Here is an 11,681-nt window from a genome sequence, read left to right on the forward strand (position 1 = left end):
GGGCAACGGTAGCGTCTGCCCAGTGATTGCTGCCGAATCCGCCGGCGTGGTGCTGGCTCAAGCAGGTGGGGGTGCGGGTGTCCCTCTGCGTGAACTTCTGCTCGTCCTCTTCACTGCCGCGGTGGTCACCTACCTCGCCACCGGCGCCGTCCGGTTGTTCGCTCTGCGGTTCGGGGCGGTGGCGGTGCCTCGGGACCGGGACGTGCACGTCACGCCCACGCCCCGGCTCGGGGGCGTCGGAATGTACCTGGGCATGCTGGTCGCGCTGTTGTTCGCGCAGCAACTACCCGCGCTCACCCGCGGATTCGAGTTCACCTCCGATATCCCCGCTGCCCTGGTGTCGGGGTTCGTCATCGTTCTCGTGGGGGTGGTCGACGACCGGTGGGGTCTCGACGCGCTGACCAAGTTCGTGGGCCAGGTGACGGCCGCCGGAATTCTCGTCGTGATGGGCGTGAGCTGGTTCATCATCTACGTTCCGTTCGGCGATGGCACCACGGTGATTCTCGACCAGCTGCAGGCGGGACTGGTCACGGTGGCGGTCGCCGTGGTGATGGTCAATGCCATGAACTTCGTCGACGGCCTCGACGGTCTCGCCGCAGGTCTCGGGCTGATTTCCTCGCTCGCGATCTGCGTGTTCTCGGTTGGATTGCTCCACGATCAGGGCGGTGATGTGAGCGCCTATCCGCCGGCGTTGATCGCCGCGGCACTGGCAGGCGCCTGTCTCGGTTTCCTGCCGCACAACTTCCAGCCTGCGCGCATCTTCATGGGCGACTCCGGATCGATGCTGATCGGCCTGATGCTCGCGGCCATCTCGACCAGCGCCTCCGGCCGCATTCCGCTGACCGCGTACGGCACCCGCGACCTTCTGGGTCTTCTGTCGCCACTGCTGCTCGTCGGCGCCGTCATGTTCATCCCGATCCTCGACCTGTTGCTTGCCGTAGTCCGGCGTACGCGCGCAGGCGTCAGTCCGTTCAGCCCCGACAAGATGCACCTTCACCACCGCCTCCTGCAGATCGGGCATTCACATCGGCGAGTGGTCCTGCTCATCTACTTATGGGTCGGCGTGCTGGCGTTCGGTGCGGTCGGATCTGCCTTGTTCGACCGCCGCGTAGTGGTGCTCCTGGTGGCCGGCGGACTCGTCTTCGCGCTGGTGGTCACGGCGGTACCCTCCATCCGGGGGCAACAGCACGACCGCCAGACGTGAGGTCACGGTTGCGGTGCGCCGAGGACGATCCACTACCCTTGGCGACCGTGACGTTCATCCCCGCGCCTGCTCCCGATCACACCGCCTCGTTGCGGGCCGCCGTTCGCTACGGCGTTCTCGGCCTGATCGTGCTGGCAGTGGTCGGTTCCATCGTTGCGACCCTGCTCGCAGGTATGCCCGGTCTCTACGGCGCGCTGTTGGGCGCGGCGGTCGGCGGAGGGTTCATCCTATGCACGGCCCTCGGGGTGTTGTTCACGGCCAAGCTTCCCGCCATGACTGCGGGGGCGGTGCTGCTCGGTACCTGGCTGTTGAAAATGATCCTCGCGATCACGGTCCTGGCAATCCTGAAACCGCTCGACTTCTACGACAAAACGGCGTTGGTATTGGTCATCGTGTTGTCCTTGGTGATCGTGCTCGGTGCGGAAACCTATGGGGTACTTGGCGTGAAGGCCCCGTACGTGGAGCCACGCGCGGCGGGCGATGCCGAACCGGGGGAGAAGGACGCCCAGTAGTACTACGGGATGTAGTAAAATTGAATCGAGCCGGACCCCGTCTACACAACGTCGTAGATGACTTGATAAGGTCTGGGTCAAGCGAGAGCAATGAGACGGCGAGTAAGTTACTGGCTGGTATTGCATGCTTGCAGGCGGTCGCACTTTCAAGGCCGCCGAGTCGACGAGAGTCGCCGACACCGACAGACGCTGGACTCCCTGGAGTCCACAGCAGCTGACGAATACGCGAGTCGAGCTTGTCGACTTGTTTGATCGTCAATGTCCGATCGAACCGCAGTCAACGAAGGCTGCGGACCGACTACGGGAGAGAACGCTGAGCGTCATCAACGTGGCTGCTGGAGAATTCCATCCGCCTTCCCTGAACGACTTCTTCCCGCCCGCGGTCCTGTTCGAAGGGACTCCGTTCGAACTCGACCGCCTGATGCTGGTTCGCATCCTGCTGTCCGCCCTCATGATGATCTTCTTCGTCATCGCGATGCGCAGCCCGAAGATCATTCCCCGCGGTGTCCAGAACATCGGCGAGATCGCTCTCGACTTCGTCCGGATCAACATCGCGGAAGAGATTCTCGGCAAGGAACAAGGCAAGCGCTTCCTGCCCGTCATCACGACGATCTTCTTCCTTGTGCTCGCTAGCAACCTCGGCAGCATCATCCCGTTCATCAACATCTCGCCCAACGCGCGTATCGGCATGCCGTTGGTGCTCGCTGCCCTGGCGTACATCGTCTTCAACTACGTGGGCATCAAGAAGTACGGGTTCTTCAAGTACGTCAAGAGCAGCATCGTGGTTCCCGGCGTCCCGCTTCCCCTGCACTTCCTGCTCGTGCCGATCGAGTTCATCTCCACCTTCGTCCTGCGGCCGTTCACGCTCATGGTGCGTCTCATGGCCAACATGCTGGCCGGCCACATCCTGCTGGTGCTGTTCTTCAGTGCCACCCAGTTCTTCTTCTTCACCTCAGGTGGCTTCCAGGCCGTGTTCGGTGTTGCATCGCTCGCCGCCGGCATCGCATTCACCTTCTTCGAACTGCTGGTGATCTTCCTGCAGGCCTACGTCTTCGCGCTGCTCACGTCGGTGTACATCGACCTGGCTCTGCACGCGGATTCGCACTAGCACCAACATCTCCACGACCAGCTACACCAAGAACTGAGCCTCCCGCCGAATCCGGCGGAGGTCAACAGAAAGGGAACGGAACACCATGAGCCTCGCCTACCTCGCTCAGGAAGCTGTCCAGGAAACCAACTCGACGGGATTCGGAGCCATCGGCTACGGTCTCGCCGCGATCGGCCCCGGCATCGGCGTGGGCATCGTTGTCGGTAAGGCGATCGAGGGCATGGTTCGCCAGCCCGAGATGGCCGGACAGGTTCGTACCACCATGTTCCTCGGTATCGCCTTCACCGAAGCCCTCGCGCTGATCGGCCTCGTCGCCGGCTTCATTTTCTAAGACCGTCATGGCAACCAACATCGCATTGCTCGCGGCAGAGGAAGAGACACACAACCCTCTCCTGCCCGCGACGTATGACATCGTTTGGTCGCTCGTCTGCCTGCTCGTCGTCGGCTTCGTCTTCTGGAAGTACGTCCTTCCGATGTTCCAGAAGGTCCTTGCCGAGCGAACCGAACAGATCGACGGCGGCATCAAGAGGGCCGAAGAAGCCCAGGCCGAGGCGAAGGCGGCGCTCGAGCAGTACCGTGCCCAGCTCGCCGAAGCTCGCACCGAAGCTGCGCAGATCCGTGAGGACGCGCGCACCCAGGGGCAGCAGATCCTCGCCGAGATGAAGGCACAGGCTCAGGAAGAGAGCGACCGCATCGTGGCCTCCGGTCACAGCCAGTTGGTTGCTCAGCGGCAGCAGATCGTCACCGAACTGCGTGGCGAACTCGGACGCACCGCGGTCGACCTCGCTGAGAAGGTCATCGGGGAGTCGCTCTCCGACGACGTCAAGCGGGCCGGCACGGTCGACCGATTCCTGAACGAGCTCGACGCCATCGGCGCAAATTCCGCAGCAGGGAAGTGAGCACCATGTACGCAGCGAGCCGTGAGGCCTTGACGCAGACACGTGCTGCGTTGTCTTCGGCCTTGGGATCCGTCTCTGCCGGAGCAGCCACCGCGGCCGCGGCCCAGACCGGGGCAGAGCTGTTCACGGTCGTCGAGACCCTGGACGTTCAGCGCACTCTTCGCAGTGCGCTGTCGGACAACTCGGCGGCCGGGAGCGCTCGCGAAGGCCTGGCCGAGCAGGTGTTCGGTGGCAAGGTCTCCGCGGAGACCCTCGCCACCGTGAAGGCGGCGGTGGGCCAGAACTGGTCCACCACCTCCGACCTGCTCAACTCGCTGGTGCTTCTCGGTCGGGAGTCGCTGCTGAAGGCAGCGGCCGACCAGGGACAGCTCGACGGGGTCGAGGACGAATTGTTCCGTCTCGGTCGAATCGTCGCAGGTGACCCGACACTCGAACAGGCGCTTTCCGATCGATCCGTCTCGGCGAAAGCCAAGCGTGACCTGCTCTCCAAGCTGCTGTACGGCAAGGTGACTGCAGTCACGGAGGCGCTGGCCGTTCAGGCAGTGGGCAGGTTGAAGTCGACCGCCCCCGCGGATGCGTTCGACGCATTGGCGAATCTGGCGGCAGCTCGGCGAGAAGCCGTCGTAGCGAAGGTTCGGAGCGCTTCTACACTGAGCAGTGAGCAAACCGATCGGCTGGCCGCCGCCCTCACCCGTACCTACGGGAAGCCGGTGACGGTTCACGTGGAGGTCGATCCCGAGCTCCTCAGCGGCTTGGTCGTCCGGGTGGGCGACGAGGTTATCGACGGCAGCGCAGCGGGGCGTCTCGCAGCGTTGCGGAAGTCCCTCAAGTAGTCCGCTTCCGAATCAATACCCAGATACTTCCGAAAACCAGACACCGAGAGCAGGAACAATCATGGCGGAGCTGACGATCTCCTCCGACGAGATCCGTAGCGCGATCGAGAACTACACCGCGAGCTACTCCCCGGAGGCCTCCCGCGAGGAGGTCGGCGTTGTGACCGACACCAGCGACGGCATCGCGCACGTCAGTGGCCTGCCTTCGGCGATGGCCAACGAACTGCTGGAGTTTCCCGGCGGAATCCTGGGCGTTGCCCTCAACCTCGACGCCACCGAAATCGGTGCCGTCATCCTGGGTGACTACGCGGACCTCCAGGAGGGCCAGGAAGTCAAGCGGACCGGCGACGTTCTGTCGGTTCCCGTCGGCGACGGCTTCCTCGGACGCGTCGTGGACCCCCTCGGCCAGCCGATCGACGGCCTGGGCGATATCGAGAGCAACGAGACCCGTGCCCTCGAACTGCAGGCAGCATCCGTGCTCGAGCGCCAGCCCGTCGAGGAGCCGCTGCAGACCGGCATCAAGGCCATCGACGCCATGACGCCGATCGGCCGCGGACAGCGTCAGCTCATCATCGGCGACCGCAAGACGGGCAAGACCGCCGTCTGCATCGACGCGATCCTGAACCAGAAGGCCAACTGGGAGTCCGGCGACGAGAAGCAGCAGGTTCGCTGCATCTACGTCGCGATCGGCCAGAAGGGCTCGACCATCGCGGGCGTCAAGGCTGCCCTCGAGGAGCAAGGCGCGATGGAGTACACCACCATCGTCGCCGCCCCCGCATCCGATTCCGCCGGCTTCAAGTGGCTCGCTCCGTACACCGGTTCCGCCATCGGCCAGCACTGGATGTACCAGGGCAAGCACGTTCTGGTCGTATTCGACGACCTGACCAAGCAGGCCGAGGCCTACCGCGCCATCTCGCTGCTGCTGCGTCGCCCGCCGGGACGTGAGGCTTACCCCGGTGACGTCTTCTACCTCCACTCCCGTCTGCTGGAGCGTTCGGCGAAGCTGTCCGACGCGCTCGGCGGCGGATCGCTGACGGCGCTGCCGATCATCGAAACCAAGGCGAACGACGTCTCGGCGTACATTCCGACCAACGTCATCTCCATCACCGACGGTCAGGTGTTCCTCGAGTCGGACCTCTTCAACAAGGGTGTTCGTCCCGCCATCAACGTCGGTATCTCGGTGTCCCGTGTCGGTGGTGCCGCGCAGACCAAGGGCATGAAGAAGGTATCCGGCTCGCTTCGCCTGGAGCTGGCACAGTTCCGTGAGCTCGAAGCATTCTCCGCGTTCGCGTCGGACCTCGATGCCGCGTCGAAGGCGCAGCTCGAGCGTGGTGCTCGCCTGGTCGAGCTGCTCAAGCAGGATCAGTACAGCCCCATTCCCGTCGAGGACCAGATCGTCTCGATCTACCTCGCCGGTGAAGGCGTCTTCGACAGCGTTCCCGTCGGTGACGTGCGCCGGTTCGAGACCGAGCTGCTGGAAGACCTGCACCGCAGTGCCTCCGACGTGTACTCGAGCATCAAGGGTGGCAAGGCGCTCGACGCCGACAACGCCGCCGCGCTGATCAAGGCCACCGACAAGTTCAAGGAAGGCTTCCTCGCATCCGACGGAAGCCGGGTCGTGAACGAGGCCGAGGCCGAGGCGCTCGACGCCAACGAGGTCGGGCACGAGCAGATCAACGTCAAGCGCACCACCGTCAGCAAGTGAGCGCCCAGTCCATGACACTGCGTCGCACCACCACGGGGACGCCGCGAAACATGAAGGGAGAGTGATCGATCGATGGCAAGCATTCTCGAACTGCGGTCTCGTATCAAGTCGGTCAACTCGACCAAGAAGATCACCAAGGCCCAGGAGCTGATCGCGACCTCGCGCATCACCAAGGCTCAGGCCCGGGTCGCTGCGTCGAAGCCGTATGCCGAGGAGATCACCAAGGTCCTGACGGAGCTGGCAAGTGCGTCGGCGTCGTTGGATCACCCGTTGCTCAACGAGCGCGCCAACGCCAAGCGTGCTGCCGTCCTGGTTGTCACCAGCGACCGCGGCATGTGCGGTGGGTACAACTCCAACGTCCTCAAAGAGGCCGAGGAACTGTTCCAACTGCTGCGCAGCGAGGGCAAGGACCCGGTCATCTTCGTGCTCGGTGCCAAGGGCCTCGGCTACTACACGTTCCGTGGTCGCGACCTGGGGGCTGCGTGGACAGGGTTCTCTCAGGACCCCGGTTACTCCGATGCTGCCAAGGCGAGCCGCCACCTGGTGGAGCTCTTCATGGCCGGATCCGGCTCCGAGATTCCCGCCTACAACGGCGAGGGATCCATCGAAGGTGTCGACGAACTGCACATCGTCTACACCCGCTTCGTGTCGATGCTCACTCAGTCTCCCGAGGTGCGGCGGATGGCTCCGCTGGACGTCACGGTCTCCGAGGAGAACATCGAACTCGGTGAAGACATGCTGTCGAACGGTCACCGGAACGACGAACCGGTCGCCGGATACAACTTCGAGCCGGAACCCGACAGGTTGCTCGGTGCCCTGCTGCCGAAGTACATCAGCACCCGCATCTACTCCTCGCTGCTGGATGCTGCGGCGTCGGAGTCGGCTGCCCGTCGTACCGCCATGAAGGCGGCGACGGACAACGCAAACGAACTGGTGAACACTCTCAGCCGTCAGGCCAACCAGGCTCGCCAGGCCCAGATCACCCAGGAAATCAGCGAGATCGTCGGCGGCGCGAATGCGCTCGCCTCGAGCGCAGGAAGTGACTAAGCAATGACCGCAGCAGTAACCGAAACAAACGGGGCAGGTTCGGATTCGTCCGTGGCCGGCCGCGTCGTGCGGGTCATCGGTCCCGTCGTGGACGTTGAATTCCCGCGTGGCTCCATTCCTGAACTGTTCAACGCCTTGCATGCCGAGATCACGCTTCCCTCGGTCGCCAAGACGCTGACCCTCGAGGTCGCGCAGCACCTCGGTGACAACCTGGTGCGCACCGTCTCCATGCAGCCGACCGACGGCCTCGTCCGCGGCACCTCGGTGGCCGACACGGGCAAGCCGATCTCGGTTCCCGTCGGCGACGTCGTCAAGGGCCACGTGTTCAACGCACTGGGCGACTGCCTCGACGCTCCCGGCACGGGACGCGACGGCGAGCAGTGGGGCATCCACCGCAAGCCGCCAGCCTTCGACCAGCTCGAGGGCAAGACGGAGATTCTCGAGACCGGTATCAAGGTCATCGACCTCCTCACCCCGTACGTCAAGGGTGGAAAGATCGGTCTGTTCGGTGGTGCCGGTGTCGGCAAGACCGTTCTGATCCAGGAAATGATCACCCGTATCGCCCGCGAGTTCTCCGGAACCTCGGTGTTCGCAGGCGTCGGTGAGCGCACCCGTGAGGGCACCGACCTTCACCTCGAGATGGAAGAGATGGGCGTCCTTCAGGACACCGCCCTCGTCTTCGGCCAGATGGACGAGCCGCCGGGAACGCGTATGCGCGTCGCCCTGTCCGCACTGACCATGGCGGAGTACTTCCGCGATGTCCAGGGCCAGGACGTTCTGCTGTTCATCGACAACATCTTCCGTTTCACCCAGGCCGGTTCCGAGGTGTCGACCCTGCTCGGTCGTATGCCTTCGGCCGTGGGTTACCAGCCGACCCTGGCTGACGAGATGGGTGAGCTGCAGGAACGAATCACCTCGACGCGTGGTCGCTCCATCACCTCGCTTCAGGCGATCTACGTGCCCGCCGACGACTACACCGACCCGGCGCCGGCCACGACGTTCGCGCACCTCGATGCGACCACCGAGCTGTCGCGACCGATCTCGCAGATGGGTATCTACCCCGCTGTGGACCCGCTGAGCTCCACCTCCCGGATCCTCGAGCCCGGCATTGTCGGTGCCGAGCACTTCCGGGTGGCCAACGAGGTCAAGCGAATCCTGCAGAAGTACAAGGAACTGCAGGACATCATCGCCATCCTCGGTATGGACGAACTGCAGGAAGAGGACAAGGTCCTCGTCGGCCGTGCCCGCCGTCTGCAGAAGTTCCTCGGCCAGAACTTCATCGTCGCCGAGAAGTTCACCGGTGAGCCCGGCTCCGTGGTGCCGCTCCGCGACACCATCGAGGCGTTCGACCGCGTCTGCAAGGGCGAGTTCGATCACCTGCCCGAGCAGGCGTTCAACAGCTGCGGTGGACTCGACGACGTCGAGGCTGCAGCCAAGAAGATCGCCGGGAAGTAGTCGACGATGGCTGAGATGACCGTGGAACTCGTCGCTGTCGAGCGACGGTTGTGGTCTGGTTCGGCGACTCTCGTCAGCGCACAGACGACCGAGGGTGAGATCGGTGTCATGCCTGGTCACGAGCCTGTCCTCGGACAGCTCGTGGAGGGTGGCGTCGTCGCGATCACGACAGCCGACGGCGAGCGAATCGTGGCAGCTGTGCACGGCGGCTTCCTTTCCGTGACGGCGAAGTCTGTCACGATCCTCGCCGAGTCCGCCGAACTCGCGGAGGACATCGACGTGGAGGCCGCCCGGGCGGTGCTCCAGGAGAGCGGAGACGATCTCGAGGCGATTGCTGTTGCCAAGGGTCGAGTTCGCGCCGTAGAGCGCGCATAGGTTACACGAGACAGACCGCGACGGAGCCGACGAACAGTGACAATCGGAATGACTGTGTTGATCATTCTGGTTGTGCTGCTCGCCGCCTTCGTCGCGGTCTTTCTCTATCGTCTGGCTGTTCTTCGTCGCGGTGGAACCGCGGCTATTCTCCGCGTGGCGCCTTCCGCGGGGGACACCGGATGGCGTCACGGCGTCATTCGTTACGGCGAGGGCTCCCTCGTCTTCTTCAAGTTGTCGAGTTTGCGTCCCGGCCCTGATTCGCGCATCGAGCGGCAGGGGATCGAAGTCGAAGGCCGTCGTAAACCAGAGGGCTCCGAGTTCGACATCATGTCCGACGAAATCGTCATCCTGTCCGTGAAGGACCGAGGCGCCGCGTACGAGATCGCCTTGGACGGTGGAGCTTTGACCGCGTTCCTGTCGTGGGTCGAATCTCGTCCGTCGGGCCGATCGGTACGCGGACGCCGATTCTGATCAGGCTTTCCCCGCTCCCGGTTTCCAGAGCACGTCTCCTTCGGGATTCGCGACCCGTCCCACGATGAAGAGCAGATCCGAGAGTCGGTTGAGGTACTTCGCCGGCAGCGCGTGAGTGTTCTCGGGATATGCGTCGACAGCGGCCCACGCCGATCGCTCCGCACGCCGTGTCACGGTTCGCGCAACGTGGAGCAGCGCTCCCAATGGGGTTCCGCCGGGCAGTATGAAGGAATTCAGGGGTTCGAGGCGCTCGTTCAGCTCGTCGCACCAGCGTTCGAGCCGGTCGATGTAGTCGGCGGTGATACGCAGCGGTGGATACTTGGGTTCCTCGACCACCGGGGTGGACAGATCGGCACCGGCATCGAACAGGTCATTCTGTACCTGCCGCAGAATCGACAGGATCTCCTCGGGGGGATTCCCCAGCGCCACAGCGACGCCGATTGCGGCGTTCGCTTCATCACAGTCCGCATACGCGATGAGGCGGGGATCGTTCTTCGGTACGCGGGAGAAATCGCTGAGTCCGGTGGTCCCGTCGTCGCCGGTCCGGGTGTAGATCTTGGTGAGGTGTACGGCCATAGCGTTACGGTACCGGCCTCCGAGGCTGGTGCCGCTGGCTCTAGGCTGTGCTTCGTGAGCGAACGCTTCCTTGTTACCGGTGGTAACCGTCTCGTAGGTGAAGTGTCTGTCGGGGGCGCCAAGAACAGTGTTCTGAAGCTGATGGCGGCGGCGCTGTTGGCTGAGGGCACCACCGTCGTGACCAATTGCCCCGACATCCTGGACGTTCCTCTGATGGCCGACGTCCTGCGCGGCCTCGGGTGCGAGGTGGTTCTCGAAGATTCGTTGGTTCGGATCACCACGCCGGCGGAGCCGAAATATCACGCGGACTTTGCCGCAGTTCGCCAGTTCCGGGCATCGGTGTGTGTGCTGGGCCCCTTGGTGGCGAGGTGCAAACGCGCGGTGGTCGCTCTGCCCGGCGGCGACGCCATCGGATCCAGGCCACTCGATATGCACCAATCCGGACTTCGGTTGCTGGGCGCGCAGAGCACGATCGAACACGGATGTGTCGTTGCCCAGGCAGACGATCTGCACGGAGCCAACATTCGGCTTGCGTTCCCGTCTGTGGGGGCGACGGAGAACATCCTCATGGCCGCTGTTCTCGCCAAAGGCGAGACGGTGATCGACAATGCCGCGCGTGAGCCGGAGATTGTCGACTTGTGCAACATGCTGATCCGCATGGGAGCCAAAATTTTGGGAGCGGGCACTTCGACGCTCACCATTCAGGGCGTCAACCAGCTCGAACCGACCACACACCGCGTCATCGGTGACCGCATCGTGGCCGCGACGTGGGGGATCGCCGCGTCGATGACGAGGGGGGACGTCCGGGTCCGTGGCGTCAACCCGAAACATCTCGGCTTGGTTCTGGACAAGTTGCGGGTCGCGGGGGCAGAGGTCACCACGGAGGCGGACGGATTTCGGGTGGCGCAGAAAGCTCGTCCCACCGCTGTCAACTTCGCGACGCTGCCGTATCCGGGCTTCCCCACGGACCTTCAGCCCATGGCGATCGGTCTCGCAGCAGTGGCTGAAGGGACCTCGATGATCACGGAGAACGTGTTCGAGGCCAGGTTCCGCTTCGTCGAGGAAATGATCCGGCTGGGGGCCGACGCGCGGACCGACGGACACCATGCGGTGATCCGCGGTATACCGCTGCTGTCCAGCGCTCCCGTGTGGTCCTCCGACATCAGGGCCGGCGCCGGATTGGTGCTTGCCGGCCTTGTGGCAGACGGAGTGACAGAGGTGCACGACGTGTTCCACATCGACCGCGGCTACCCATATTTTGTCGAGAACCTGCAAGGCCTCGGAGGCCAGATCGAGCGTGTCGACGCCGGATCCTGACGGGTTCGCAGCCGATACACCCCAGTGGTCGCAGGGTGAGTCGGGCGTCACAGTCCGCGAGGCGGCGACCGAAGGACCGAAGTTGCTGGAAACCAACCGATTGACCAGCGCAAACGGGGCCGAGCGCCTCGGCGACCTGGGGATTTGGCAAGCTGTTTCCCGTCGCGTAACTTATTCGA

At 63.8% G+C, this 11,681-nt stretch carries 13 protein-coding genes; 12 read left to right on the forward strand and 1 reads right to left on the reverse strand.

Annotated features, from left to right (window positions below):
- The first annotated feature begins 22 nt into the window (after positions 1-22).
- From GFS60_RS11025 to GFS60_RS11075, 11 genes are all read left to right on the forward strand, one after another.
- Positions 23-1,204: a glycosyltransferase family 4 protein gene (locus GFS60_RS11025; protein WP_109328695.1), complete on the forward strand. Its 1,182-nt coding sequence runs from the start codon at positions 23-25 to the stop codon at positions 1,202-1,204.
- Between the two features lie 38 nt (positions 1,205-1,242).
- A complete protein-coding gene (locus tag GFS60_RS11030; RefSeq protein ID WP_159921206.1) occupies positions 1,243-1,716 on the forward strand; it encodes a hypothetical protein in 474 nt (157 codons plus the stop codon).
- Positions 1,717-2,044: 328 nt separating this feature from the next.
- Positions 2,045-2,824 carry a F0F1 ATP synthase subunit A gene (atpB, locus tag GFS60_RS11035; RefSeq protein ID WP_109334994.1) on the forward strand — a complete coding sequence of 260 codons (780 nt, stop codon included), beginning with the start codon at positions 2,045-2,047 and terminating at the stop codon, positions 2,822-2,824.
- Between the two features lie 85 nt (positions 2,825-2,909).
- Positions 2,910-3,155, forward strand: a complete 246-nt coding sequence (locus tag GFS60_RS11040; protein ID WP_005252955.1) for an ATP synthase F0 subunit C — start codon at positions 2,910-2,912, stop codon at positions 3,153-3,155.
- Between the two features lie 7 nt (positions 3,156-3,162).
- A complete protein-coding gene (locus GFS60_RS11045; RefSeq protein ID WP_109328699.1) occupies positions 3,163-3,723 on the forward strand; it encodes a F0F1 ATP synthase subunit B in 561 nt (186 codons plus the stop codon).
- A gap of 5 nt (positions 3,724-3,728) precedes the next feature.
- Positions 3,729-4,556, forward strand: coding sequence for a F0F1 ATP synthase subunit delta (locus tag GFS60_RS11050; protein WP_201453549.1), 828 nt, complete (start codon positions 3,729-3,731; stop codon positions 4,554-4,556).
- A 61-nt stretch (positions 4,557-4,617) separates the two neighbouring features.
- Positions 4,618-6,261 carry a F0F1 ATP synthase subunit alpha gene (gene atpA / locus GFS60_RS11055; RefSeq protein ID WP_109328703.1) on the forward strand — a complete coding sequence of 548 codons (1,644 nt, stop codon included), beginning with the start codon at positions 4,618-4,620 and terminating at the stop codon, positions 6,259-6,261.
- A gap of 72 nt (positions 6,262-6,333) precedes the next feature.
- Positions 6,334-7,308 carry a F0F1 ATP synthase subunit gamma gene (locus GFS60_RS11060; RefSeq protein WP_159921210.1) on the forward strand — a complete coding sequence of 325 codons (975 nt, stop codon included), beginning with the start codon at positions 6,334-6,336 and terminating at the stop codon, positions 7,306-7,308.
- Between the two features lie 3 nt (positions 7,309-7,311).
- Positions 7,312-8,763, forward strand: coding sequence for a F0F1 ATP synthase subunit beta (gene atpD, locus GFS60_RS11065; protein WP_109328707.1), 1,452 nt, complete (start codon positions 7,312-7,314; stop codon positions 8,761-8,763).
- Between the two features lie 6 nt (positions 8,764-8,769).
- Positions 8,770-9,138, forward strand: a complete 369-nt coding sequence (locus GFS60_RS11070) for a F0F1 ATP synthase subunit epsilon (protein ID WP_109328709.1) — start codon at positions 8,770-8,772, stop codon at positions 9,136-9,138.
- A 48-nt stretch (positions 9,139-9,186) separates the two neighbouring features.
- Positions 9,187-9,609 carry a DUF2550 domain-containing protein gene (locus GFS60_RS11075; protein ID WP_109328711.1) on the forward strand — a complete coding sequence of 141 codons (423 nt, stop codon included), beginning with the start codon at positions 9,187-9,189 and terminating at the stop codon, positions 9,607-9,609.
- Here the strand turns inward: GFS60_RS11075 and GFS60_RS11080 are convergent, their stop codons facing one another.
- Entirely contained in the window at positions 9,610-10,185 is a 576-nt protein-coding gene (locus GFS60_RS11080) for a cob(I)yrinic acid a,c-diamide adenosyltransferase (RefSeq protein WP_159921212.1), read from the reverse strand.
- Positions 10,186-10,239: 54 nt separating this feature from the next.
- On the opposite strand from GFS60_RS11080, the gene murA reads away from it, so the two are divergent.
- Positions 10,240-11,502 (forward strand): UDP-N-acetylglucosamine 1-carboxyvinyltransferase, encoded by a 1,263-nt coding sequence (murA, locus tag GFS60_RS11085; protein WP_159921214.1) that lies wholly within the window; start codon positions 10,240-10,242, stop codon positions 11,500-11,502.
- Positions 11,503-11,681 lie beyond the last annotated feature (179 nt).

The sequence above is a fragment of the Rhodococcus sp. WAY2 genome, from assembly GCF_009859915.1.
GTDB lineage: Bacteria > Actinomycetota > Actinomycetes > Mycobacteriales > Mycobacteriaceae > Rhodococcus_F > Rhodococcus_F oxybenzonivorans.

Bases quoted from the DNA above. Each gene is read 5' to 3' on its own strand.
- GFS60_RS11040 (WP_005252955.1), top strand. From the start codon at position 2,910: ATGAGCCTCGCCTACCTCGCTCAGGAAGCTGTCCAGGAAACCAACTCG.
- GFS60_RS11045 (WP_109328699.1), top strand. From the start codon at position 3,163: ATGGCAACCAACATCGCATTGCTCGCGGCAGAGGAAGAGACACACAAC.
- GFS60_RS11050 (WP_201453549.1), top strand. From the start codon at position 3,729: ATGTACGCAGCGAGCCGTGAGGCCTTGACGCAGACACGTGCTGCGTTG.
- atpA (WP_109328703.1), top strand. From the start codon at position 4,618: ATGGCGGAGCTGACGATCTCCTCCGACGAGATCCGTAGCGCGATCGAG.
- GFS60_RS11060 (WP_159921210.1), top strand. From the start codon at position 6,334: ATGGCAAGCATTCTCGAACTGCGGTCTCGTATCAAGTCGGTCAACTCG.
- atpD (WP_109328707.1), top strand. From the start codon at position 7,312: ATGACCGCAGCAGTAACCGAAACAAACGGGGCAGGTTCGGATTCGTCC.
- GFS60_RS11070 (WP_109328709.1), top strand. From the start codon at position 8,770: ATGGCTGAGATGACCGTGGAACTCGTCGCTGTCGAGCGACGGTTGTGG.
- GFS60_RS11075 (WP_109328711.1), top strand. From the start codon at position 9,187: ATGACTGTGTTGATCATTCTGGTTGTGCTGCTCGCCGCCTTCGTCGCG.
- GFS60_RS11080 (WP_159921212.1), bottom strand. From the start codon at position 10,185: ATGGCCGTACACCTCACCAAGATCTACACCCGGACCGGCGACGACGGG.